The following is a 25,766-nucleotide window of genomic DNA, read 5'->3' as shown; positions in this document are numbered from 1 at the left end:
CTGCTTCCTTTCGCCAACGATAGTCGACCACTGTAATGAAAAAACTACTTGCCAGAGATTATTAGTGACTGCCAATTATCTGAGGTAACGAACTTAACGGTAGCTCACCTCAAAGGTCGCCACAGCATTCACATCACCGCCTTTGATGGCTCCGGTTTTAATGTAGCGAGCCTTTAGCGGGATATATACCGATTGGTTCTCCGTAGTTTTTGCCACCGCCGTATAGTCCTTGTCGAATAACAGAACGCTATTGTTGCTATCCAATATCTGGATCCCAACACCTTCTGCCGCTCCTGAACCGGTTGCAATTTTCAACGTATGACCGTTGCTAACGCCGGTAGAGCCAGAGGTAGTGAATTTATAATCCACCTGAACATTAGCAGCACATTGATCTAACTGAATTTGAAAACGGCTATCAGAGACTATATCTGAGAAATTACTATTAAATTCACTGGTCGTCATTGAACTTAAGGGGACGGTAATGTTTTTCTCCGCCAGATTACAGGTATTCGCCTGTACGTTAATGCTGGTAGCAGTAAATCGAAGCTGCCCAATAACAATATCGTCATACTTCCAGTCAGCGACCAGCTTACTGGTGTCTAATAACCCGCTGCCAATCGGTCCTGTAACGACCAGTTCGATCCCTGCATTCAGCGTTATAGGGTAAGTACCATCCCCAGGATTCACCGTTGAGCTTCCCAAGTGCCATGGAGAAATCAAGTTACCGCTTGAAAGTGGAGAGCTTGTATTGTTCCCCCAACCAGCTCGAAAACCGATACCAGGGATATTTGTTGCGTAAACTTTCTCCAGTGCGCTATTGGTCACCAGATCGGCATCACTTAATACCGTATAGCCCTGATAGATATTTCCCTTGGCACTGCACGTCACTTTAATCGCCGCGCTGTTTAAATGTTCCGAATACAAGATAGTCCAAGGTTCTGCATCACTGCTTACCACAATCGGTGGAATAGTGAAGGTAACCATAGCTGGCGTGGCTCCTGCGCTTGTAATGCTGCAACCCGCCCATGCAGACGAATTAAAGCAGGCGTAGAAAACCAGCAGGATTATCGCGTGTAAATAAAAGAATATTCTCGTTCTTGTCATTATTCATCCCTGAATTATTGGCAATTTGCCGTCGCAAGCCATACGCGTGCAGTCGATGACTCAGGCACAGAAACCTGCCCATGGCATTGTTCATCCGCGGCCCGGCCCCACTGCACGCTAAAAGATTGCACGCCTTTCAAGCCTGTGACATAAACCTCACCGTCACTGCCAACAATCGATGTCGCGCCATCCATACTCAGTACAGCCCCGAAAGGAACCTCTCCGCCACGATATTTCAGCGTTAATAATGCGCGCTTGCCGGATCTCGCCGTAAAATTAGCGGCTACGGCGGCCCCTTTGGTTGGAATAACATCCAGTGAAGCATCCTGAATATCCAGGTCATCACGTTTTTGGGTATTAACGGTAATCGCGTTATGGCGATAGTTGGTTAACGTCGGCACTACCGCATTCCCCCAACGGTCGGTATAAATACCCTGCGAACTATGAATTCTGACATCCTTGCCATCATCAATATGCACCACAGCAAAAGCATCCTGAATCGAGCGTCCCAGCGTAACACCATGAGGGTGCGCGACAATGGAACCTTGGGCACTGTAGCTCAATTGATGATTATCGCCCTGTGAGCTGTAGCTGGTGCTAAATTCGCCCGATGAAGCACGATAACGACCGGATAAATAACTGCCGTATCCCGTATTGTTATCGGTATAGCTTTGTTGCAGGTTATAGCTAAAGTTATTGTCCTCCAGCAGCGTGCCGCTGATCCCAAGCTGGTGCGAGGTATTCCCGTGTTGGGAATTGTTTAGTGAATATGTTGCCCATGAATTGGGAAGCCACTGTGAAAGTGGAATACTCACCATCAGTGAAAACTGCCGATCGCTTTCCGTTGATGGTGTTTTCGTCAGGCTATAATTCACCGACCAGTTTATCCCTTGCCAGTTACTGCTATACCCCATACTAGTGCTGCGCTCATGCCCCTCAAGATGCCAATAATCTTGCTGATAGGCATTGATATAAAACGATCCCCACTCACCTAATGCTTGCGATAAATTCACCTGCAGACGGCTGCGGCGATTATTGGTATCGCGATAACTGTAAATGCTGTCGTCGTCACGGTCGTCGCTCCGCATATCAATCGCCTCCTGGAACGTATAAAAACCCGAGGTGGAGTAGCGATAGCTTGCCAGCGTTACCGTGGTATTTGTCAGCGGAAAATCTTTGGCATACTGCGCCCGCCACGACCCACCTTCCGAGTCACCGTCACCATCATCAAACGAAGCGCTGGCAGCCGTAAAATCCATTGACAGCGACCCCAGCGTACGCAAATCAGCCCCAATACCTACCACGCCTGAACGGTAAATGGACGCGCCCAACGCACCACCATAAATCGTGACACCATAGGGTAAACCATAAATCACCGTCGCCTGACCAAAGCTGGGCTCTTCGCCATTATCGACATCGCGATAACGCCCTGCAGCAATACTGTATTTAACGGCGCCTTCACGCTGTAAAATCGGCACTGAGGAACTGGCCTGAATAAAGCTACGTTCCGAACCATCCGCTTCCTGGACAGTTACCTCTAAATCAGAACCAGCCGTTACCTGGCTAAGGTCACGAATCTCAAAGGGACCTGAGGAAACGTAGGTTTGATAGATAATGTAGCCATTTTGCTTCACCGTGACTTTCGCATCACCGTTCGCGATCCCGCGCACAACCGGCGCGAAACCTTGCTGACTACTGGGTAGCATGCTGGTGTCCGTCTCCAGCTTGATTCCGGTCATCTGTACGCTATCGAACAAGTCACCATTGGTATAGGTTTGCCCCAGCTCCAGCTGACTTTTCAGGATTTTAATATCGCGCTGTAAAAGGGTGCTGATTGATTCCCAGCCATCCTCATTCCCCCAACTGCTATTGTTACGTAGCCGCCATGGGCCAATATTCAGCCCCGAAGTAACGTTTGCCCAATGGGTAACGCTGTTTCCCGTATCATTTTTTTGCTGCGCGCCTGAAACGTAGTAACTCGACCACAATACGGGCAGTCCGTCATCCCAATACTGCGGATCGATCTCCCCGGCTGCGCTGGCATCGCGATAAATTTGCGGAATGCGCAAATGTAGTGTTTGGGTATCAGGACTAAAGTCATAGCTCGCATCTGGAATATAATCAGCGATATCAGTAACGATAGCGTCTTCAGCCAGCGAAGAAAATGCCTTCACCGCGTCAACTTTCACCCCAAGTTGACGTAACTGCCCCTTAGTAAATTGAGGTAGCAGCTTATTCCGATCTTTTGAAAGAACATAATCCAGCGTTTTTTTCTCGATTGTATCCTGTCCCCAGACAATGACAGTTAAATAACGACCGGCCATTAATCCATTGTTCTTTAAATATTCGGCAATCGCCCCCGTATTTTCCAGAGGAGAGCCCGTTTCCAACACGCTTAAATTAAAATAGTCTTCCGCACATGCAGAACCGGAGGCAGAATATAAACCAATAAGAATAGCGTTTAGAACAAAGAACCGGGCAGTGACTTGCTCAGACATAACGGGGCTCTCTCATTCAGTTAAACGGGGCAGCCTCGTTATAAAGACTGCTTATGCGATTTCGTTTCCGCTCCAAAGTCATTGATAGCCGTCCAGCTAACTTCTCCACCACTTTCACTGGAAAGTTGAAAGTAATGCTCACTGAATGGCGCAACCATCATAGTGAGTGCAGAAGGAATCGTTTTATCGTTGGGAGGTGAAACATCTTTTCCGCCAACGGTTAATTTACCGAATGAGATATAAAAAGGTGTTGGGTTTTTAGCGATAAGTTGGGTTCCCTGACGACGAAATTGTAATTTTTGCCATGCCGTCTCGGCAGCGCTACCGCTCAATTTTTCAGGCCGCCAGAATAATTTGATTTTTGTTTTAACTGCAAACTGTAGCGTATTTTTATTTTTTAACTCTGGAGGAATAGCCGAGACCGATTTTACGTTCATGATAAAGATCGATTCACGGTCTTGAGGTAATGATTTTCCGTCACCCGTGTAGATGACATGTAATAACGTCTTACGATTTTCTTCCAGCTTATAAATGGGTGGTGTGATGACAAAAGGGGCTTTTGTATCATCAACATTACTTACCCAACTTTGTACCAGATAGCGCTCATCCTTATCTTTGTTTCTTAATGAAACCTGTACTTCACTTTGCTTCTCCGGATAGATAATCCGCGTCCCACCAATCACAACGCCTGCCTGTACAGAATGAACAAAAGCACACAGGAAAAGGACAAAAATAGCGGTAATCCTTTGCATAAACAGCTCCATTCCATTGGAGAAGCAGACCCGGTAAGCGAGCCTGCTTCTGTTTATCAATTAACGATAGATTAACGAATAGGTCGCTTCGGCAGTGTAGGTACCTGCTGTTGGTGCGGCGTCGCCCACCTGAACGACTTTTGCGGTATAGCTAAACGTCGTCTCTCCGGTAGTCCCCAGCTGTTTGTCTGATCCAGTCAAAGGCTCAGAACCATCAAATTTAACTGCAGCATTTGACCAGTCAAGAAGACGAATACCCACGTTCGTTGCTGTTCCTGTTGCCTGCAGCACTTCTTCGCCTTTATTCGCAACTCGCGTGCCATCAAATTTAATATTGATGTTTGATATATTGGTATCGCAACCGGTTAAGGCGATATCAAAGGCCTGACTTTCCCCTTCAGCATCATCGGCGCCGAACGCGCTTGGATACAAATCGCTAAATGTCACCGTCCCATTGGCACCCATATTATTGACATTCACATCACAGGTATCTTCAATTATCTTTCCTGTAAAGGTAACGGTGCCAGTGTCAACGGCAAATACGGACGGTACCACGCTAAAAGCAAATAAACCGATAAACCACGCAGATAACTTTTTTTTGCACATAATGTGTTCCTTACATTACATAATTTTATGACCAGAGAGGTGTATTTCCTACAGGGGAAGAGAAAGATGAAAATCCAAATGCTTACTGAATATATTGTGAGTGTCTTGCATAATCTATCCCTGATTAATACATTATAAACAATAACGTATTTACAAGATAAAAAAAAGCACAGCAAACATACAAACCATTAATTAAATTAACCTACCCCATTGAATCTAAAGAATATAATGTTTGCCTTTAAATTTACTGAAATGAATATTAAATAAAACTACAGCAAAGGCTTGTATTCACAGAATTAATATAAAACAAAACGAAAAAAAATGGCCGCTCATCTCCTGCGCGACCATTTTATGTACCACAGCGTCTTTAGTTCCCGCCGAACATATCCTTAATCCAGCCCGCTACGCCGTCGCTGTCTTTCTTCTCTTGCTGCGCTGGTTGCTGCTGTTGAGGCTGCTGTTGCTGCGGCTGTTGAGAAGATTGATCGAACGGATTACCAGACTGCTGCTGCATTTCCCCCTGCTGACACAGTGAGTCAGGATCGGTGGTCCATACCGGCAGCGTGCGCATACCCCCGCTACACACGAAGTTGCCGTCATAGTCCACGCCCATATCCACTACATCCTCCGGTGGCGTCAGCACCAGCGGGGTTGGCGTCTGGTTGGCCAGATAACGCTGATAAATCGACATCGCGCCGCTGGCACCGTACAGCTTGGTTGGCTGGTTGTTATCACGGCCCACCCAGGTAATGGTCACCTGGCTGCCGTCGATCCCGGCGAACCAGGTATCAACGTTGTTGTTGGTGGTCCCGGTTTTACCTGCCAGATGCAGCCCAGGATACTTCGCGCCAAGCTGGCGGCCCGTACCACGCTGAACTACCTGCTGCATGGTCCACAGCGTCATATACGCAGCCTGCGCCGGAACGGCACGCTCAGCCTGCGGGAAGCTCTGATACAACACCGTGCCATCTTCGGCAATCACCGAGCGCAGCGCCGACAGCGGCGCGCGGTTCCCACCGCTAGCGATAGTCTGGAACGCCTGCGCCACTTCGATTGGCGTCAGGTTCAGCGCCCCAAGCAGCATAGCCGGAACCGGGTTAAGCTGATCTTTCGGCGCGCCCAGCTTCAGCCAAGTATCGGTCACGGCAGGCAAGCCCAGCGCCATCCCCAGATTCACCGTAGGAACGTTCATTGAGCGCGTTAACGCGTCCACCAGCATCACTTTACCGCTTTCGCTATAGCGACGGTCATCGTTCTGCGGCGACCACACCTGGCCGTTCGGTTGACGCAGCGCAATTGGCGCATCGGCAATCCAGGTATTCAGCCGGTACAGCTTCGGCTGGCTGAGTGCCGTCAGATAGGTCGCAGGTTTCGCCAGGGAACCAATCGAACGACGCGCCTGCATCGCACGGTTATAGCCCGCAAACTGCGGCTCTGCCCCACCGACCATGGCGCGAACTTCGCCGCTAAAGCGGTCAACCACCACAATCGCCGTTTCCAGATCGCTCAGCTTACGTTGTTTCTTCAGCACCGGAATGCCTTCCACCGCCGCTTTTTCTGCAGCGTCCTGCGCCACGGAATCAAAGGTGGTGAAAATTTTCACGCCGGAGAGATCTTTAACTTTATCGCCGAGCTTCGCCTGTAGCTCCTGACGCACCATCTGCATAAAGGCAGGCTGCGGGGAGATCACCCCGCCGCGCGGTTGCACGCCTAACGGACGCGCGCTCAGCATGTCATACAGATCCTGGTCGATAATCTGCTGCTGTTGCAGCAGACGCAGCACCAGGTTACGACGCTCCAGCGCCAGTTTCGGGTTACGCCACGGGTTATAAATCGACGCCCCTTTCACCATCCCAACCAGCAGTGCCTGTTGGTCGAGACTTAACTCTTCAACCGGACGCCCGAAGTAATACAGGCTCGCCAGCGGGAAGCCACGGATCTCGTTGTCGCCGCTCTGGCCGAGATAGACTTCGTTCATGTACAGCTCAAGAATGCGGTCTTTGCTGTAACGCGCATCCATGATCAGCGCCATATAGGCTTCGTTGGCTTTACGCCAGTAGGAGCGCTCGCTGGAGAGGAACAGGTTCTTCACCAACTGCTGGGTCAGCGTACTGGCCCCTTGTACCGTACGACCTGCCGTCAGGTTCGCCAGCACGGCACGGCCAATGGAATAGAGGCTGATCCCGTCGTGCTCATAGAAGTGACGGTCTTCTGTCGCCAACAGCGTGTCCACCAGCAGATCCGGGAAGCCGCTACGCGGGACAAACAGACGCTGTTCGCCGTTAGGCGAAGAGAGCATGGTGATCAGACGGGGATCGAGACGGAAGAAACCGAACTGGCGGTTGTTATCCATATTCTCGATGGTGTCCAGATGATCGCCGTCAAAGGTCAGACGCGCGCGCACCTGCCCTTCTTTGCTGTCCGGGAAGTCAAACGGACGGCGAATCATCTCAATGCTCTTCGCCTGTACGGTGAATTCGCCCGGACGCGTCATTTTCGTCACCTGACGATACTGCGTGGCCTCCAGCAGCTTCACCATCTCGTTCTTGCCGATGGGCATTTCTGGCTCAAGGTTAACCATACGGCCATACACCGCCGCCGGAAGTTGCCAGACTTTGCCATCAATACGGCTACGAATTTTTTGGTCCAGATACACGCCGTAAATGGCGATCAGCACCAAAAAGACAATCGACAGTTTTACCAGCAGCCAGAACCAGCCGCGCTTACCACGAGGCTTACGCCCTTTGCCCTTACCCTTACGCGGCATCGGTTCTTCATCCTCATAGTCATCATCATCATAATCGTCGTCATACTCTTCATCTCTGAGTTGACGACGGCTCACCTTTTGTTTTACCGGACGCGATGGTTTCCCTTTACGTCCAATTGGCTCGCGGTCATTCCCCGCCATGCTTTTTCTCCGCAACATTCAGGCGCAAGGGCCCGATTCTCTGTTCTTCCGTCCCGCGACAGAAGAAGAAATCTCTCAATTTTCTGCTGTATTTATGCCGGATAACGGCTTTGCCTTATCGGGCCTACAGTTGCATTACGAATACTTCTTCGTACGCCGCGTTGGCGCGGTATTCGCCGGATCGTCCGGCCAGACGTGTTTCGGATAACGCCCTTTCATCTCTTTTTGCACCTCGCGGTACGATCCCTGCCAGAACGCGCTCAGATCGCTGGTCACCTGTAGCGGTCGTTGGGCCGGAGACAGCAGCTCCAGCACCAGCGGAACGCGGCCCTGGGCGATGGTTGGCGTCTTCGCTTCGCCAAACATTTCCTGCATCCGCACCGCCAGTACCGGGGGATTATCCTCATGATAGCGAATGGCTATCCGACTTCCCGTCGGCACAGTGTAATGCGCCGGCAGTTCACTATCCAGACGTTGCAGCATTGACCAGTCCAGCAAACCGCGCAACGCCTGACCCACATTTAATGCTTTTAACGCGCGTAAAGAGTGTACACCGCTCATGTGCGGCAACAGCCAAGTCTCCAGCGTCGCCAGCAGAGAATCCTCATCTACCGCAGGCCAATCGTATTCTGGCAGCCAGTTCGCCGCACATTGTAAACGTAGCCGAAACTGCTCGGCTTCCGGCGTCCAGTTGAGCACACTTAGCCCTTTATCGCGAATGCCATTCAACATCGCCTGGTGCAATTCCTCTTCCGAGGGTTTAGCCAGCGGCTGGACTTTTACCGTGAGCTGACCGATGCGCGAGCGGCGTAAGGCCTTTAACGTACCCTGAGTTTCATCCCACTCGATAGTGTCGGATTGCTGGAGCAGTTCTGGACAGGTCTGCATCAGCGCATCGATATCCAGCGGCAGGGCCAGCAGAATACGCGCATCCGGCGAAGCGCTGCCCTGTAGCAACAGCGGCGCTATCAGCCATTCATGGCGTCCTGAAGCGTCATCGGCATCCAGCATTGCCCCCATACCATTAGCCAGTTGATAGCGCCCTTCCTGCCCGCGTCGACGCGCGATCCGGTCGGCAAACGCCTGCGCCAGTAACGGGGAGAGCAGCGTACTGTCGGGCTGTCCGCTGCGAACGTTAAGCCGTTTCAGCAATTGTTGACTGCGCTGCTGCCAGGCGGGCTGATTGCGTGAAAAAGCCGCTAGCAGATCGGTTTGTCCGCCACGCGGCGGCTCTTCCAGAATCGCAGCCAGTTTTGCCGCCGTTGCCGCTTCGGTATCATTGTGGGCGCTGACCAGCATCGCCGCCAGGCGAGGATCGTTCCCCAACATCGCCATTTTCTGCCCGCGAGCGCTGAGCCTGTCGCCCGCAAGCGCACCCAGCATTTGCAACAATCGTTTTGCCGCCTGCAGGTTGATGGCGGGCGGCGTATCCAGCCAGTTGAGTTGCGCGGGGTCGGCGCATCCCCATTGCAGCAACTCCATCAGTAACCCGGACAGATCGCTCTGTAAAATCTCCGGCTCCCCTTGCGAAGCCGCTCTTTCCGCCTGCTCTTTGGCAAGCAGGTGCAGACAAATTCCGGGTTCCAAACGCCCTGCGCGTCCCGCTCGCTGAGTCATTGAGGCCTGACTGATGCGCTGGGTAAGCAATCGGGTCAGTCCCGTGCGTGCGTCATAACGCGCCACGCGCTCCTGAGCGCAGTCCACCACCAACCGAATCCCTTCAATCGTTAAGCTGGTTTCAGCTATGTTGGTGGCCAGCACCACTTTGCGCTGGCCTTGCGGCGCGGGAAAAATCGCCTGCCGCTGCTCGGCAAGCGTCAGCGCGCCATACAGTGGGCACAGTACAACATCGCTGCCCACACGCGTTGCCAGTTGTTCCTGCACGCGCAGGATTTCCCCAACGCCCGGTAAAAACAGCAGCAGCGACCCGCTTTCATGGCGCAGTAACTCCGCCGTGGCTATCGCCACCGCTTCGTCAAAACGCAGATGTGCCGCCAGCGGCTGATACCGTCGCTCGACCGGGAATGTGCGGCCTTCTGAGATAATCATGGGCGCATCGGGCAATAACTGCTGCAAACGCCCGTTATCGAGCGTTGCGGACATGATCAACAGTTTCAGATCGTCACGCAGACCTTGCTGTATATCCAGCAACAGCGCCAGCGCCAGGTCGGCCTGCAAGCTCCGTTCGTGAAATTCATCGAGGATCACTAATCCGACGCCCGTGAGTTCGGGATCGCGTTGGATCATGCGCGTCAGGACGCCTTCCGTCACCACTTCCAGTCGGGTCTGCGGCCCCACGCAGCTTTGCGCGCGCATGCGATAACCCACGGTCTCACCGGGCTTTTCGTTCAGCAACTCCGCCAACCGCTGCGCCACATTGCGTGCCGCCAGACGACGCGGCTCCAGCAAAATAATCCGCCCCTTGATGCCACCATGCTCAAGCAGTCGCAACGGCAGCCAGGTCGATTTCCCGGCACCGGTCGGTGCGGTCAGCAGCACCTGCGGCGAGTTATCAAGGGCAGTAAGCAGTTCAGACACTACGGCGGCAACGGGCAACGACGTCACAAATGGCTCCAGAGGGTTAACATTCTTCGCGCTGCATTGTAGCATCGCGTTAATTCATAACCGAGTATCCATCATGTCTGAGCCAAAAAGGCTGTTCTTTGCGATTGAATTGCCAGGCGAGGTTCGGGAGCAGTTAATCCATTGGCGAGCCGCGCAGTTCCCTCCTGAAGCAGGCCGTCCCGTCGCCGCCGAGAATCTGCATCTGACGCTGGCCTTTTTAGGTGATGTCAGCGCAGAGAAGCAACAGGCGTTGTCGCAACTAGCCGGACGCATTCGCCAACCCGGTTTTACGCTCAAACTGGATGATGCCGGGCAATGGCTGCGTTCACGAGTGGTGTGGCTGGGGATGCGTCAACCGCCGCGCGGACTGTTACAACTGGCGAATATGCTGCGGGCGCAGGCCTCGCGCAGCGGATGCTATCAAAGCCCGCAGCCGTTTCACCCGCATATCACGCTGCTGCGCGATGCCGGACACGCGGTTCCAATCCCCCCTCCGGGCTTTGGCTGGTCGTTTCCGGTCACCGGGTTTGCGCTCTATTCCTCCTCATTCGCACGAGGACGCACGCGTTACACGCCGTTGCAACGCTGGACGCTGACTGAATAATCAAAGGGACTGTTCATGCAATTTTCTCCACCTTTACAACCGGCTACGCTCATCCAGCGCTACAAGCGTTTTTTAGCGGATGTGATCACACCGGATGGCACAACGTTAACGTTACACTGCCCAAATACCGGTGCAATGACCGGATGCGCAACGCCAGGCGATACCGTCTGGTATTCGACATCAGAAAATACTAAACGCAAATATCCGCATACCTGGGAATTAACGCAAACGCAATCCGGGGCATTTATTTGTGTTAACACGTTGTGGGCGAACAGATTAACGAAAGAGGCGATTCAGCAGTCGCTAATTTCAGAAGTTTCAGGTTATAGCGTGTTGAAAAGTGAAGTAAAATACGGCGCAGAAGGGAGTCGTATAGACTTTTTGTTACAGGCGGATTCCCAACCTGACTGCTATATTGAAGTGAAATCAGTCACGTTGGCGGAAAAAGATCAGGGTTATTTTCCCGATGCCATCACTGAACGAGGTCAGAAACATCTTCGGGAATTGATGAGCGTAGCGGCTGAAGGTAAGCGGGCGGTGATATTTTTCGCAGTGCTACATTCAGCCATTACACGGTTTTCACCCGCGCGCCATATTGATACCAAATATGCGCAATTATTGGTCGAAGCTCGGCAAAAGGGGGTCGAAATTCTGGTTTATAAAGCGGAACTTTCTGCCCATGGTATGACTCTTAAAGAGCCATTGCCCATTACCTTGTAATGGTGTAAACATTTGGTTAATTAATATTCTGGGCGCGTGGGCAAATACGCTTTTCCTCACAGGGTTGTCAAGTGTTACGTTTAGATAATTGCTATCCGGAAAAGCATCTGCTATTTATAGCGACCTGATTTTTCCCCCGAACATGGGGATCGATAGTGCGTGTTAAGGAGAAGCAACATGCAAGAAGGGCAAAACCGTAAAACATCGTCCCTGAGTATTCTCGCCATCGCTGGGGTGGAGCCGTACCAGGAGAAACCGGGCGAAGAGTATATGAACGAAGCCCAGCTGTCGCACTTCAGGCGTATTCTTGAGGCATGGCGTAATCAACTTAGGGATGAAGTTGATCGCACCGTATCTCATATGCAAGACGAAGCGGCTAACTTTCCTGACCCGGTGGACCGCGCCGCGCAGGAAGAAGAATTCAGCCTTGAGCTGCGTAACCGTGACCGTGAGCGCAAACTGATCAAAAAGATCGAGAAGACGCTGAAGAAGGTAGAAGACGAAGATTTCGGCTACTGCGAATCATGCGGCGTAGAAATTGGTATTCGCCGTCTGGAAGCGCGTCCGACAGCCGATCTGTGTATCGACTGCAAAACGCTGGCAGAAATCCGCGAAAAACAAATGGCAGGTTAATTCCGGTCATTTTTACCACGTTTACTACAGGCGGGAGTTTCTCCCGCCTTATTATTTGTCAGTCCGCAAAATGAGCGATTCACACTATATTGGCCGCTTCGCCCCTTCCCCTTCCGGCGAACTGCACTTCGGTTCACTGATTGCCGCCCTCGGCAGTTACCTGCAGGCTCGTGCTCAGCGTGGCATCTGGCGAGTACGTATTGAAGATATCGACCCCCCTCGTGAAGTTCCCGGTGCTGCAGATACGATCCTGCGTCAGCTGGAACATTACGGTCTGCACTGGGATGGCGAAATTTTATGGCAATCTCAGCGCCATGAAGCCTACCGCGAGGCGCTTAGCTGGCTGCATCAGCAGGATCTGAGCTATTACTGCACCTGTACGCGGGCGCGTATTCAAAGCGTCGGCGGTATTTACGACGGTCACTGCCGTGAGTTACGCCACGGACCTGAGCAGGCGGCAGTGCGTATTAAACAACGCCACCCCGTGATGCAGTTTACTGACCGGCTGCGCGGTGTGATTCAGGCTGACCCGCAACTTGCTGGCGAAGATTTTATCATCCACCGTCGCGATGGGCTGTTTGCCTATAACCTCGCGGTAGTGGTAGATGACCACTTCCAGGGCGTAACAGAAATTGTGCGCGGCGCCGATCTTATCGAACCGACGGTGCGGCAAATTTCGTTGTACCAGCAGTTTGGCTGGCAGGCACCAGACTATATTCATCTGCCGCTGGCGCTTAACGAACAAGGCGCTAAGCTTTCCAAACAAAATCATGCACCTGCCCTACCGCATGGCGATCCACGTCCGGTGATTATTGCCGCGCTGCGCTTTCTCGGCCAGCGTGCGGATATCCCGTGGCAGGAGATGCAGGTCGATCAGATCCTTCAGTTGGCAGTGAAAAACTGGAGTCTGACAACGGTGCCAGAATCAGCGATCGTAAATACGCCATTCTCAAATGCGCCACGCTGAGCTATGATTAGCCGCTATTTTTACACAGCAACACTTGTTCTGATTGAAGTTTGACACTACCGAGGTGCACTATTTTTACCCGAGTCGCTAATTTTTGCCGCAAGGTGCTAAGCCGCGAGGAGCGCGAGGCCGAGCTCGCCGTCGCCCGTCCACATATGACGGTAATCCCGCGTGAGCAGCACTCAATCTCCCGCAAAGATATCAGTGAAAATGCCCTGAAGGTAATGTACAGGCTCAATAAGGCCGGATACGAGGCATGGCTGGTTGGCGGAGGCGTGCGCGATCTTTTGCTGGGCAAAAAGCCAAAAGATTTTGATGTCACCACTAACGCAACGCCGGATCAGGTGCGAAAACTGTTTCGCAACTGTCGCCTGGTCGGTCGCCGTTTCCGCCTTGCGCATGTGATGTTTGGCCCGGAAATCATCGAAGTGGCGACCTTTCGCGGCCATCATGAAGGCAGCGAAGCCGATCGCACCACGTCACAACGCGGGCAAAACGGTATGCTGCTGCGCGACAACATCTTCGGCTCCATTGAAGAAGATGCCCAACGTCGCGATTTCACGATCAACAGCCTGTATTACAGCGTGGCCGATTTCACCGTGCGTGATTACGTCGGTGGCATGCAGGACCTTGAAGAAGGCATCATTCGCCTGATTGGTAATCCGGAAACCCGCTATCGCGAAGATCCCGTGCGTATGCTGCGCGCCGTGCGCTTTGCCGCCAAGCTCGACATGCGTATCAGCCCGGAAACCGCAGAGCCGATCCCGCGTCTGGCAACGCTGCTGAACGACATTCCTCCCGCACGCCTGTTTGAAGAAGCGCTCAAGCTGTTACAGGCGGGCTATGGGTATGAAACCTATAAAAAACTGCGTGAGTACAGCCTGTTCCAGCCGCTGTTCCCAACCATTACGCGCTACTTCACCGAAGACGGTGACAGCCCGATGGAACGCATTATCGCCCAGGTGCTGAAGAACACCGATAACCGCATTAACAATGATATGCGCGTTAACCCGGCGTTCTTGTTCGCCGCGATGTTCTGGTATCCGTTACTGGAAGCCGCGCAGAAAATCGCGCAAGAGAGCGGTCTGGCCTATTACGACGCCTTCGCACTGGCAATGAACGACGTACTGGACGAAGCCTGCCGCTCGCTGGCAATCCCGAAACGGCTGACCTCGCTGACCCGTGATATCTGGCAGTTGCAGTTACGCATGTCCCGTCGTCAGGGCAAACGCGCCTGGAAGCTGATGGAGCATCCGAAGTTCCGCGCCGCCTACGACCTGCTGGCCCTGCGCGCTGAAGTGGAAAATAACGCCGAGCTGCAGCGTCTGGCGCAATGGTGGGGTGAATTCCAGGTTTCAGCGCCGCCGGAGCAAAAAGGTATGCTGAACGAGCTGGATGAAGAGCCAGAACGCCGTCGCCACCGCCGCCCGCGCAAACGTGCGCCGCGTCGTGAAGGTAGCGCGTGACCGTCGCCTACATTGCTATCGGCAGTAATTTAGCCTCTCCACTGGAGCAGGTGAATGCTGCCGTGCAAGCGATCGGCGAAATCCCTGATAGTCGTATCATAGCGGTTTCTTCGTTTTACCGTACCCCGCCGTTGGGTCCACAGCATCAGCCTGACTATCTGAACGCCGCCGTGGCGCTGGATACCGCTCTCGCCCCAGAAGAATTGCTTAACCATACCCAACGCATTGAACTGCAACAGGGCCGTGTGCGCAAAGCCGAACGCTGGGGACCGCGAACGCTGGACCTCGACATTATGCTGTTTGGCGATGAAGTGATTAACACCGACCGTCTGACCGTGCCGCACTACGATATGAAAAATCGGGGCTTTATGCTGTGGCCGCTGTTTGAGATCGCTCCTGATCTGATCTTTCCGGATGGTATCAGCCTGCATCAGTATCTCACCCACCTTGGCGCAGCAAAACCCGCGCACTGGTGAACTCTCCTCTTCTCTTTAGCGTTTACTGCTTTAGTGCCAAACGGTTGCTTAAATCAATTGCCCCCCTGAATGTGACTGTTAGAATGCCGGTAAATATGACTTTCATCATCAGGAAATGTTATGAAACCGACCACCATTTCGCTGTTACAGAAATGCAAGCAAGAGAAAAAGCGCTTCGCGACAATTACCGCCTACGACTACAGTTTTGCCAAACTCTTCGCCGATGAAGGTATCAATGTGATGCTGGTGGGCGACTCCCTGGGCATGACAATTCAGGGGCACGACTCCACCCTGCCGGTCACCGTGGAAGATATCGCCTACCACACCCGCGCCGTTCGCCGTGGCGCACCGAACTGCCTGCTGCTCTCCGACCTGCCGTTTATGGCTTATGCCACGCCGGAACAAGCGTTTGAAAACGCGGCCATCGTGATGCGTGCGGGGGCCAATATGGTCAAGATTGAAGGCGGCGCATGGCTGGTTGACACGGTGAAAATGCTCACCGAACGCGCCGTCCCGGTTTGTGGCCATCTGGGGCTGACGCCGCAATCGGTGAATATCTTCGGCGGCTATAAAATTCAGGGTCGCGGCGATGCCGGGCAGGTACTGCTGGATGATGCGCTGGCCTTAGAAGCGGCGGGCGCTCAACTGCTGGTGCTGGAGTGCGTGCCGGTTGAACTGGCGAAGCGCGTTACTGAAGCGCTGTCGATTCCGGTGATTGGCATCGGCGCGGGTAACGTTACCGACGGTCAGATCCTGGTGATGCACGATGCGTTTGGCATCACCGGCGGTCATATTCCAAAATTCGCGAAAAATTTCCTTGCCGAAGCGGGCGACATGCGCGCCGCCGTACGGCAGTATAGGGCTGAAGTGGAGTCCGGCGTTTATCCGGGCGAAGAACACAGTTTCCATTAAGGAGTCAAGGTGTGTTAATTATCGAAACTCTGCCGCTGCTACGCCAGCATATTCGCCGTCTGCGTCAGGAAGGCAAACGCGTCGCATTGGTTCCCACTATGGGCAATCTGCACGACGGCCATATGAAACTGGTTGATGAGGCAAAAGCCCGGGCTGATGTGGTCATCGTCAGCATTTTCGTCAACCCGATGCAATTCGACAGACCGGAAGATCTGGTGCGCTATCCGCGCACGCTGCAGGAAGACTGTGAAAAGCTGAACAAACGCAAAGTTGATTATGTCTTTGCTCCCGCCGTTGAGGAAATCTACCCACAGGGGCTGGAAGGCCAGACGTACGTTGATGTTCCCGGCCTCTCTACCATGCTGGAAGGCGCCAGCCGTCCGGGCCACTTCCGCGGCGTTTCGACCATCGTCAGCAAGCTGTTCAACCTGATCCAGCCGGATATCGCCTGCTTTGGCGAGAAGGATTTCCAGCAACTGGCGCTGATTCGCAAAATGGTCGCCGATCTGGGCTACGACATTGAAATTGTCGGTGTGCCGATTATCCGCGCCAAAGATGGTCTGGCGCTCAGCTCGCGTAATGGGTACCTGACGGCGGATCAGCGTAAAATCGCCCCGGGGTTATACAAAGTGATGAGCAGCATCGGCGAAAAATTACAGGCCGGTGAGCGCGATCAGGACGAGATGATTGCCATTGCAGCGCAAGAACTGAATGAAAAAGGCTTCCGCGCCGACGATATTCAGATTCGCGATGCCGACACGCTGCTTGAACTCACCGAAAACAGCAAACGTGCGGTCATTCTGGTCGCCGCATGGCTGGGACAGGCGCGTCTGATCGATAATCAAAGCGTTACATTAGCCCAGTAGACAGGGGTTAAAAATCGGGCAATACTGCCTGAGAATTTCCAAAGCAGGCTACAAGCGCCTGCTTAGCCAAGATAAACGACAGGGTATAGAAGTTATGATTCGCACCATGCTGCAAGGCAAGCTCCACCGCGTAAAAGTCACGCAGGCGGACCTGCACTATGAAGGTTCCTGTGCCATTGACCAGGATTTCCTCGATGCCTCCGGTATTCTGGAAAACGAAGCGATTGATATCTGGAACGTGACCAATGGGAAACGTTTCTCAACCTATGCGATCGCGGCTGAACGCGGCTCCAAAATCATCTCGGTGAATGGTGCGGCGGCGCACTGCGCTGAGGTTGGCGACATTGTGATTATCGCCAGCTTCGTCACCATGTCTGATGAGGAAGCCCGGACATGGCGCCCGAAAGTGGCCTATTTTGAAGGCGACAACGAAATGAAGCGCACCGCGAAAGCCATTCCGGTCCAGGTTGCCTGATAGCCCTTACCCCTGCGGCTGATTGACGATCAGCCGCGACATCGTTTCCAGCGAATCCGTGCGTAAAATATACAGCCTTTTGAGCAGCATCGGATTATCTCCCGGCTTCACCTTCCCTCTCACCGTGGTTACCGCCAGATGGAAACCGGCGTCGTTCGCCGCTTTTACCGCCGTGGCGTTATAACCGCCAAACGGATACGAAAGATACAGAACGTGGGAATTGAACTGGGACAACGCCCGACGCGAACGAGCAAAATCGAACAGAATGTTGTGATAGCTGCGGCTGAGCAGGATCGGCCGATGGTGAGCGTCCACTCGATGTAAAAAATGGGTATGCGACTGGAAGTCAAACACGTCCCTGATCTCATTCAGTTCAGAGACGCTCATAAACTGTAGCGATTTCGGGTCCCACTTCTGCGGATGGCGCTTAATGCGTGACGAGATAATAAACGCCGTCGCCTTCATACCGTTCTGTTTCAACACCGGATAAGCATAACGACTCACCGACTTCAGACCATCGTCGAACGTCAGCACCACCGCCCGCGCCGGGAGGTTCATATTGTTGCGTACATAGCCTTCCAACTGATACATCGTCAGCGTCGTGTAGCCGCGGTCGTGTAGCCAGGCCATCTGGTTGCTAAACGCGCGTACGGAGGTTGTCGTGGAGGTGTGACGAAAGCGGGTATTCTCTTCATCGCGCAGAATATGATGATAGGTTAACACCGGGATACCGTTGTCTTCCTGCGCATCCAGAGCACTGATATAGGCCAGTCTGCCGCCAATGCGGATCTGGTACCACGTCTGGTTAAGACGGTCTTTAAGCTTACTGATAATGGGATAGCGCAGATTATCCGCCAGCACGCCAAACGGAGCGCTGCCGACATCCGGGGCATTATAAACCGGTGTATCTTTCCAGGTAATCAGGCTTTGATTGCTGAGCGGTTTATTGAGATCCCCCAGACCATCGTCAACTTTCTGCCGCCCCTGAACAGGCTCCAGATGTCCCTTATCAATAAACCCGGTACCCAAGCCAAAGGTAAATTCGTAATAGTCTGCCGCGATCGGCTCTACGGCGAGGATCTGCCCGGCGCGAATATTCCCCACCGTCACCATTTTGTCACCTATCTGCGCCCACACGGCAGCCGCTTCGGTGGTTTGCATGTAGCGAGCAGGCAAAGCCGCAGCTACGCTGCCAGAAGACAGGAGCAACAAAATAAGCACAACGCGCATAACCATATGAGATAACCGAACCGAGGCGAGAAACCTCGGCTATTGTAGCAAAAGCGCCATCAATACCAACGATTAATACTCATACAAATCATGCTTCAACACGAAGGGGGGATTTTTTTGTTGTTGATGCCAGAGACTTGAGACTTCCGGCCCGCCAAGCGCAACAATGCAATCGCGAAACGCAGAGCTGCTCATTGATTCCCGCGACGAAAGCATTCGCTCAAGCAATGAATAGCTGATACCTGAAATCACTTCACACTGGGGGTGTTTGTGGCTCATTAACGAGGCCACGCGGTACGGCGCGGCCCCTGCGGTATCCGTCAGGAAGATCACGCCCTCGCCTGAGTCAGTAGCATGCAGAGCGTGGCACATCATGCGGCTCAGCATATTTGAACTAAGCCCACGCCAAAAACTTACCGCCTGGCATTGGGCCAACGGGCCGTGCTTTTGCTCCAGACGATGCAGCATATCCTGTGCCTTATCGTCATGACAGGTAATTACCCAACCTAACATTGCCTACCTCCTTAGCAGGCAAGTAGTTTATCAGTGTGATAAATCCATAATGGTGATAAGCATCAAAAGTCTTCCTCTCCCGCACAGAGAGAGGAAGAAAGTATTAGCTGCGCAAACCGCGTCCACGCTGGATCAGGTACCAGCACAGCAAATAAAACGCTGCGATGAACACCACCAGCACGCCAAACGTGGTGACCAGCGGAACATCATGGATACCCAGGAAACCGTAGCGGAACCCGCTGATCATGTAGACAATTGGGTTCAGGTGCGACAGTCCCTGCCAGAACGGCGGCAGCAGCGTTAACGAATAGAACACGCCCCCTAAATAGGTCAGCGGCGTCAGTACGAAGGTTGGGATCAGGCTGATATCGTCAAAGGTTTTGGCAAAGACCGCGTTCAGCAGACCGGCCAGCGAAAACAGTACCGCCGTCAACACCAGCGTGAGCGCTACAAAGACCCAGGAGTGCACCTGGAACGGCACGAAGAACAGTGAAATAGCCGTTACGAGGATCCCTACGCACAGGCCGCGCGCCACGCCGCCGCCGACAAAGCCCGCGATAATGACGTGCGTCGGTACCGGAGCAACCAGCAGTTCTTCAATATTGCGTTGAAACTTGGCGCTAAAGAATGACGATGCCACGTTAGCGTACGAGTTGGTGATCACCGCCATCATAATCAGCCCCGGCACAATAAATTGCATGTAGCTAAAACCATGCATTTCGCCGATACGCGAGCCAATCAAATTACCAAAAATAATAAAATAGAGCGTCATGGTGATGACGGGAGGAACCAGAGTCTGGACCCAGATACGCATAAAGCGGTGGATCTCTTTCGCCCAGATGCTTTTCAGCGCAACCCAATAAAGCTGCATCATGCGCGATCTCCTTGTTTTTCATGCACCAGAGAAACAAACAGTTCTTCCAGTCGGTTCGCTTTGTTACGCATACTCAATACCTGAATACCCTGGGCGCTCAGCTGTGAGAACACGCTGTTAACCCCTTGCTCACGCAGAACTTCCACTTCCAGCGTCGAGGTATCAACCAGACGATACTGATACCCTTCCAGTTTTGGCAGCGGACTTTTTGGCGCCAGATCGAGAATAAAGGTCTCGGATTTCAGTTTAGAGAGCAGGCTCTTCATGGAGGTATTTTCCACCAGCTCGCCGTGCTGAATAATACCGATATTGCGGCACAGCATTTCCGCTTCTTCGAGATAGTGGGTGGTCAGAATAATCGTGGTGCCTTTGTCGTTTAAATCTTTTAAAAAGCCCCACATTGAACGACGTAACTCAATGTCGACGCCCGCCGTTGGTTCATCGAGAATCAACAGCTTTGGCTCATGCATCAGCGCGCGCGCGATCATCAGACGACGTTTCATCCCACCGGAAAGCATACGCGCACGTTCGTTACGCTTTTCCCACAAGTCGAGCTGTTTTAGATATATTTCGCTACGCTTAACGGCTTCTTTATGCTCAACGCCGTAGTAACCTGCCTGGTTGACCACGATCTGCTGCACGGTTTCAAACGGGTTAAAGTTAAACTCCTGCGGCACCAGCCCAAGCTGACGTTTAGCGTTAACCGTGTCTTTATCGAGATCGTATCCGAAGACGCTTACCCGTCCGGAAGTTTTATTCACCAGCGAACTGATAATGCCGATGGTGGTGGATTTACCTGCGCCATTAGGTCCCAAAAGCGCATAAAAATCACCCACTTCGACTTGTAAATCTATGCCGCGTAGCGCCTGCACGCCACCGGGATAGGTTTTCTTAAGTTCTTGAAGTTCCAGAGCAATGGTCATGGTTTTTTACTTACCTTACGTTCTGACATTTTATATATAGTTTAATTAATGCTGGAGTTACCCTATATTAGCCCATCGAATTTATCTGGCTTCGGGTCGTACAACTCCATGAAAGACATAGATACACTCATCAGCAACAATGCACTATGGTCAAAGATGCTGGTAGAAGAGGATCCCGGATTTTTTGAAACGCTGACACATGCGCAGAATCCACGTTTTCTATGGATTGGATGTTCCGACAGCCGCGTTCCCGCTGAACGATTGACCGGTCTTGAACCGGGCGAATTATTTGTCCACCGTAATGTCGCCAATCTGGTTATTCACACCGACCTGAACTGCCTCTCAGTGGTTCAGTATGCGGTGGATGTGCTGGAAGTGGAACATATTATTATTTGTGGCCACTACGGATGCGGCGGCGTCCAGGCGGCGATTGAAAATAAAGAACAGGGGCTGATTGATAACTGGTTACTGCACATTCGCGATATCTGGTTTAAACACAGCTCACTGCTGGGCGAAATGCCGCAGGAACGCCGCATGGACACCCTGTGCGAACTGAATGTCATGGAGCAGGTCTATAACCTGGGTCATTCAACGATTATGCGATCGGCCTGGAAGCGCGGTCAGAAAGTCACGATTCACGGCTGGGCCTACGGTATCCATGATGGCCTGCTGCGCGATCTCGACGTCACCGCCACCAGTCGCGAAACGCTGGAGCAGCGCTATCGCCAGGGTTTATCTAACCTCAGCCAGAAACACTGCAACCATAAATAATGTGACATTGCCGGGAGGCGGCTATGCCTTACCCGGCCTACAAACCTGCGCCGTAGGCCTGATAAGCGAAGCGCCATCAGGCACTCCAGCCAATTACTCGTCCAGCAGCACCACTTTGCCAACGTACGGCAGATGGCGATAACGCTGAGCATAGTCAATGCCGTAGCCGACCACAAACTCATCTGGAATAGAGAATCCGATAAACTCGACCGGGACATCAACTTCACGACGGGAAGGTTTATCCAGCAGCGTACAGATAGCCAGGGATTTCGGCTCGCGCAGGCTCAGAATCTCACGCACTTTAGACAGCGTGTTGCCGGAGTCGATGATGTCCTCGACAATCAGCACGTCCTTGCCACGAATGTCTTCATCCAGATCTTTCAGGATCTTAACATCACGCGTGGTAGACATTCCGCTGCCATAACTGGATGCAGTCATGAAATCGACTTCGTGGGAGACATGCACTTCACGGCACAGGTCCGCCATAAACATAAATGAGCCGCGTAACAGACCAACCAGCACCATATCGCTGCCGCTGTCCTTATAACGTTCGTTAATCTGACGTCCCAGTTCAGCAATACGCGCTTTGATCTCCGCTTCCGGGATCATGACTTCAACAGTATGTTTCATATCTCTAACCATATGATTTAAAAACAAATCACTCAATGCTTACTTTTAATAAGCGAGCATCTAAGCGCAAGGCACGCAGTATACCAGCAAAAGCATTCATACGCGGCATCTGTTGATAAAGTTCATAATGTGACAATCGTCACGCGTTTTAACTCCTATAATTAACTGCTATTAAAGAAATAACACCTGTGATGGTATTTTTTATGGCAAATAACAACGTACGATCCCAACGACTTATCGTGACACTGAGTGCTCTGTTCGCGGCACTTTGTGGACTCTATCTCCTGATTGGCGGAGGCTGGCTGGTCGCCATCGGTGGCTCCTGGTATTACCCGATAGCGGGCCTGGCCATGCTCGGCGTGGCCTTCCTGCTATGGCGGAGTAAACGCTCCGCGCTTTGGCTGTATGCCGTCCTGCTTCTCGCCACCATGGTTTGGGGAGTGTGGGAAGTCGGCTTTGATTTCTGGGCATTAACACCGCGTAGCGACATCCTGGTCTTCTTCGGTATCTGGCTTATCCTGCCGTTCGTCTGGCGTCACCTGATCGTCCCTTCCAGCGGTGCGATAACGGCGCTGGTCGTCGCACTACTGATTAGCGGCGGGATCCTGACCTGGGCGGGTTTCAACGATCCGCAGGAAGTACACGGCACGCTGAGCGCGGAGACCATCCCGGCCGAAGCAATTTCACCGGTGGCCGACGAGGACTGGCCCGCTTACGGGCGTAATCAGGAAGGTCAACGCTACTCACCGTTAAAACAAATTAACGCCGACAACGTACATCAATTGAAAGAAGCCTGGGTATTTCGTACCGGTGATTTAAAACAGCCGAACGATCCGGGTGAAATCACCAATGAAGTCACGCCAATCAAAGTTGGAGATACGCTCTATCTGTGTACCGCCCACCAGCGTCTGTTTGCGCTTGATGCGGCGAGTGGTAAAGAGAAGTGGCATTTCGATCCCCAACTCAATACCAACACCTCTTTCCAGCACGTGACCTGTCGCGGCGTTTCTTATCATGAAGCACGTGCCGATAACGCCAGCCCGGAAGTGGTTGCTGACTGTCCGCGCCGCATCATCCTGCCGGTGAACGATGGCCGTCTGTTTGCCCTGAACGCAGAAACGGGCAAGCTGTGCACAACCTTCGCCAATAAAGGGATCCTCAACCTACAGACCAACATGCCGGATACCACGCCGGGTCTGTATGAACCGACGTCACCTCCCATCATCACCGATAAAACCATCGTGATTGCCGGGTCGGTGACCGATAACTTCTCCACCCGCGAAACCTCCGGCGTTATCCGTGGCTTCGACGTGAATACCGGTAAGCTGTTGTGGGCGTTCGACCCAGGCGCCAAAGATCCCAATTTCATCCCGTCAGATGAACATACGTTCACCTTTAACTCACCAAACTCCTGGGCCCCGGCGGCCTACGACGCGAAGCTGGATCTGGTGTATCTGCCGATGGGCGTCACCACACCGGATATCTGGGGCGGTAACCGCACGCCGGAGCAGGAACGTTATGCCAGCGCCATCCTGGCGTTAAATGCCACGACCGGGAAGCTGGCCTGGAGCTATCAAACCGTTCACCACGATCTGTGGGATATGGACTTACCGGCGCAGCCGACGCTGGCGGATATCACCGTTAAAGGGCAGAAAGTCCCGGTCATTTACGCCCCGGCGAAAACCGGTAACATCTTCGTGCTCGACCGCCGTAATGGTGAACTGGTGGTCCCTGCCCCGGAAAAACCGGTGCCGCAGGGCGCAGCCAAAGGTGATTACGTCAGCAAAACCCAGCCGTTCTCCGACCTGAGTTTCCGTCCGCAGAAAGATTTGAGCGGCGCGGATATGTGGGGGGCCACCATGTTCGACCAGCTGGTGTGTCGCGTGATGTTCCACCAACTGCGTTATGAGGGCATCTTCACCCCGCCTTCGGAGCAAGGCACGCTGGTATTCCCCGGCAACCTGGGCATGTTCGAATGGGGCGGCATCTCCGTTGATCCCAACCGTCAGGTCGCCATTGCTAACCCGATGGCGCTGCCGTTTGTGTCGAAGCTGATCCCACGCGGCCCTGGCAATCCGATGGAGCCGCCGAAAGATGCCAAAGGCACCGGCACAGAATCAGGGATTCAGCCACAGTACGGCGTGCCGTTTGGCGTCACGCTGAATCCGTTCCTGTCGCCATTTGGCCTGCCGTGTAAGCAGCCAGCCTGGGGATACATCTCCGCGGTGGATCTGAAGACCAATGAAGTGGTGTGGAAAAAACGTATTGGCACCCCACAGGACAGCATGCCGTTCCCAATGCCGGTTCAGGTGCCGTTCAATATGGGGATGCCGATGCTGGGAGGGCCGATCTCCACCGCCGGTAACGTGCTGTTCATAGCCGCGACCGCCGATAACTATCTGCGCGCCTACAATATGAGCAACGGTGAAAAACTGTGGCAAGGCCGTCTACCTGCAGGTGGACAGGCGACACCGATGACCTATGAAGTGAATGGCAAGCAGTATGTGGTCATTTCCGCAGGCGGTCACGGCTCATTTGGTACGAAGATGGGCGATTATATCGTGGCGTACGCATTGCCGGACGACGCGAAGTAAAATGAAAAGCGCCCGCTGTGTTGCGGGCGTTTTTTTATTCAAACTTCAGTGACAGTAACGAAGCCTTCGCGGCGTCCTGGTACTGCGACACCAGATCTTTGGTCATATTGAAGGAGACCTGCACCGCTTTCTCATTTTGCGAGGTAACCAGCAGCAGGTTGAGAATTTCAGTATCCGGCGCTTGCGAGCGGAAGGTAATCAGCCACGCTTTATGCCCGTCAACCGTGACGGGTTCCGCCTGCGGCTTGAAGTTGGTCAGCATTTTCAGCGTCGCGTCCTTTGCCATATCCAACTGAGCGGCAGGCAGCGCGTTGCGCCCGGCGGTAATGCCTAAAGACGCTTTACCACGTTCATCACCGTAAATCACCTGCGGACGATTTTCGGAAGGGTATTTGATTTTTGCCATCTCGTCCGGCATGGGCGTGAGCGTCTGAGGGATTTCGAGGCTTAAATTCAGTTTCGAAATCTGTTGGCGTTCCATCTTCATCGCGGCCTGCGCAGAGACCGCCAAAAGCATGATAAACGATGCTGCCAGTACATTACGGAAAAGCGTCATGAATACCTCTTGGAATGAGTGATTAACTCCCTCAGTATATGCACGCTTTTACTCGACGATAGGGTAATAATCCGTTTTCGTAATAAACGTTTAGCGGATAGCGCCACCGCTATCCGACACTGT

23 protein-coding genes are annotated in these 25,766 nt (G+C 52.9%); 11 read left to right on the top strand and 12 right to left on the bottom strand.

Going from position 1 to position 25,766, the window contains the following annotated elements; genetic code table 11:
* Positions 1-93 precede the first annotated feature (93 nt).
* From ACVXHP_RS14275 to hrpB, 6 genes are all read right to left on the bottom strand, one after another.
* Positions 94-1,104, bottom strand: a complete 1,011-nt coding sequence (locus ACVXHP_RS14275; protein ID WP_447571687.1) for a fimbrial protein — start codon at positions 1,102-1,104, stop codon at positions 94-96.
* A gap of 14 nt (positions 1,105-1,118) precedes the next feature.
* Positions 1,119-3,602, bottom strand: coding sequence for a fimbria/pilus outer membrane usher protein (locus tag ACVXHP_RS14270; protein WP_447571686.1), 2,484 nt, complete (start codon positions 3,600-3,602; stop codon positions 1,119-1,121).
* A 38-nt stretch (positions 3,603-3,640) separates the two neighbouring features.
* On the bottom strand, positions 3,641-4,354 hold the full coding sequence (locus ACVXHP_RS14265) for a fimbrial biogenesis chaperone (protein ID WP_316129966.1): 714 nt from the start codon (positions 4,352-4,354) through the stop codon (positions 3,641-3,643).
* A gap of 60 nt (positions 4,355-4,414) precedes the next feature.
* Positions 4,415-4,960: a fimbrial protein gene (locus ACVXHP_RS14260; RefSeq protein WP_316129967.1), complete on the bottom strand. Its 546-nt coding sequence runs from the start codon at positions 4,958-4,960 to the stop codon at positions 4,415-4,417.
* A 367-nt stretch (positions 4,961-5,327) separates the two neighbouring features.
* Positions 5,328-7,868 (bottom strand): bifunctional glycosyl transferase/transpeptidase, encoded by a 2,541-nt coding sequence (gene mrcB, locus ACVXHP_RS14255; RefSeq protein ID WP_200008640.1) that lies wholly within the window; start codon positions 7,866-7,868, stop codon positions 5,328-5,330.
* 135 nt (positions 7,869-8,003) lie between these two features.
* Complete coding sequence (gene hrpB / locus ACVXHP_RS14250; protein ID WP_447571685.1) at positions 8,004-10,433, bottom strand: ATP-dependent helicase HrpB; 2,430 nt, start codon at positions 10,431-10,433, stop codon at positions 8,004-8,006.
* A gap of 73 nt (positions 10,434-10,506) precedes the next feature.
* On the opposite strand from hrpB, the gene thpR reads away from it, so the two are divergent.
* The 9 genes from thpR to panD all read left to right on the top strand — a co-directional run bounded on the left by thpR (position 10,507) and on the right by panD (position 17,552).
* Positions 10,507-11,037, top strand: coding sequence for an RNA 2',3'-cyclic phosphodiesterase (gene thpR, locus ACVXHP_RS14245; RefSeq protein WP_447571684.1), 531 nt, complete (start codon positions 10,507-10,509; stop codon positions 11,035-11,037).
* Between the two features lie 15 nt (positions 11,038-11,052).
* The gene (sfsA, locus tag ACVXHP_RS14240; RefSeq protein WP_304702280.1) at positions 11,053-11,757 is read left to right on the top strand and encodes a DNA/RNA nuclease SfsA; all 705 of its coding nucleotides are present in this window, start codon (positions 11,053-11,055) and stop codon (positions 11,755-11,757) included.
* A 177-nt stretch (positions 11,758-11,934) separates the two neighbouring features.
* Positions 11,935-12,390, top strand: coding sequence for an RNA polymerase-binding protein DksA (dksA, locus tag ACVXHP_RS14235; protein WP_003018625.1), 456 nt, complete (start codon positions 11,935-11,937; stop codon positions 12,388-12,390).
* 70 nt (positions 12,391-12,460) lie between these two features.
* Positions 12,461-13,357: a tRNA glutamyl-Q(34) synthetase GluQRS gene (gene gluQRS / locus ACVXHP_RS14230; protein WP_200008636.1), complete on the top strand. Its 897-nt coding sequence runs from the start codon at positions 12,461-12,463 to the stop codon at positions 13,355-13,357.
* Positions 13,358-13,428: 71 nt separating this feature from the next.
* Positions 13,429-14,823: a polynucleotide adenylyltransferase PcnB gene (gene pcnB / locus ACVXHP_RS14225; RefSeq protein WP_204525718.1), complete on the top strand. Its 1,395-nt coding sequence runs from the start codon at positions 13,429-13,431 to the stop codon at positions 14,821-14,823.
* On the top strand, positions 14,820-15,299 hold the full coding sequence (gene folK / locus ACVXHP_RS14220) for a 2-amino-4-hydroxy-6-hydroxymethyldihydropteridine diphosphokinase (RefSeq protein WP_447571683.1): 480 nt from the start codon (positions 14,820-14,822) through the stop codon (positions 15,297-15,299). Before pcnB ends, folK begins: the two co-directional genes overlap by 4 nt.
* Before the next feature lie 120 nt (positions 15,300-15,419).
* Entirely contained in the window at positions 15,420-16,211 is a 792-nt protein-coding gene (gene panB / locus ACVXHP_RS14215; protein WP_316130096.1) for a 3-methyl-2-oxobutanoate hydroxymethyltransferase, read from the top strand.
* A gap of 11 nt (positions 16,212-16,222) precedes the next feature.
* Entirely contained in the window at positions 16,223-17,077 is an 855-nt protein-coding gene (panC, locus tag ACVXHP_RS14210) for a pantoate--beta-alanine ligase (protein ID WP_447571682.1), read from the top strand.
* Between the two features lie 94 nt (positions 17,078-17,171).
* Positions 17,172-17,552, top strand: a complete 381-nt coding sequence (gene panD / locus ACVXHP_RS14205; protein ID WP_023178331.1) for an aspartate 1-decarboxylase — start codon at positions 17,172-17,174, stop codon at positions 17,550-17,552.
* A 6-nt stretch (positions 17,553-17,558) separates the two neighbouring features.
* Here panD and ACVXHP_RS14200 read toward each other — a convergent pair whose 3' ends face one another.
* The 4 genes from ACVXHP_RS14200 to ACVXHP_RS14185 form a co-directional block, all read right to left on the bottom strand.
* Positions 17,559-18,788, bottom strand: a complete 1,230-nt coding sequence (locus tag ACVXHP_RS14200; protein WP_316130095.1) for a polysaccharide deacetylase family protein — start codon at positions 18,786-18,788, stop codon at positions 17,559-17,561.
* 66 nt (positions 18,789-18,854) lie between these two features.
* A complete protein-coding gene (locus ACVXHP_RS14195; protein WP_069324038.1) occupies positions 18,855-19,295 on the bottom strand; it encodes a PTS sugar transporter subunit IIA in 441 nt (146 codons plus the stop codon).
* A 103-nt stretch (positions 19,296-19,398) separates the two neighbouring features.
* A complete protein-coding gene (locus tag ACVXHP_RS14190) occupies positions 19,399-20,169 on the bottom strand; it encodes an ABC transporter permease (RefSeq protein ID WP_003829467.1) in 771 nt (256 codons plus the stop codon).
* Positions 20,166-21,092: an ABC transporter ATP-binding protein gene (locus tag ACVXHP_RS14185; protein WP_447571681.1), complete on the bottom strand. Its 927-nt coding sequence runs from the start codon at positions 21,090-21,092 to the stop codon at positions 20,166-20,168. The genes ACVXHP_RS14190 and ACVXHP_RS14185 overlap by 4 nt, the downstream gene beginning before the upstream one ends.
* A gap of 108 nt (positions 21,093-21,200) precedes the next feature.
* Between ACVXHP_RS14185 and can the strand changes: the two genes are divergently transcribed.
* Entirely contained in the window at positions 21,201-21,863 is a 663-nt protein-coding gene (gene can / locus ACVXHP_RS14180) for a carbonate dehydratase (protein ID WP_038637306.1), read from the top strand.
* 93 nt (positions 21,864-21,956) lie between these two features.
* Here can and hpt read toward each other — a convergent pair whose 3' ends face one another.
* The gene (gene hpt / locus ACVXHP_RS14175) at positions 21,957-22,493 is read right to left on the bottom strand and encodes a hypoxanthine phosphoribosyltransferase (RefSeq protein WP_042312274.1); all 537 of its coding nucleotides are present in this window, start codon (positions 22,491-22,493) and stop codon (positions 21,957-21,959) included.
* Between the two features lie 203 nt (positions 22,494-22,696).
* Here hpt and ACVXHP_RS14170 point away from each other — a divergent pair, with 203 nt between their 5' ends.
* Complete coding sequence (locus tag ACVXHP_RS14170; RefSeq protein ID WP_447571680.1) at positions 22,697-25,087, top strand: glucose/quinate/shikimate family membrane-bound PQQ-dependent dehydrogenase; 2,391 nt, start codon at positions 22,697-22,699, stop codon at positions 25,085-25,087.
* Between the two features lie 34 nt (positions 25,088-25,121).
* Here the strand turns inward: ACVXHP_RS14170 and ACVXHP_RS14165 are convergent, their stop codons facing one another.
* A complete protein-coding gene (locus ACVXHP_RS14165) occupies positions 25,122-25,643 on the bottom strand; it encodes a hypothetical protein (RefSeq protein ID WP_316130092.1) in 522 nt (173 codons plus the stop codon).
* Positions 25,644-25,766: the final 123 nt, after the last annotated feature.

The organism is Citrobacter freundii complex sp. 2025EL-00176, assembly GCF_053309355.1.
This window is presented reverse-complemented; position numbering and strand designations above follow the sequence as displayed.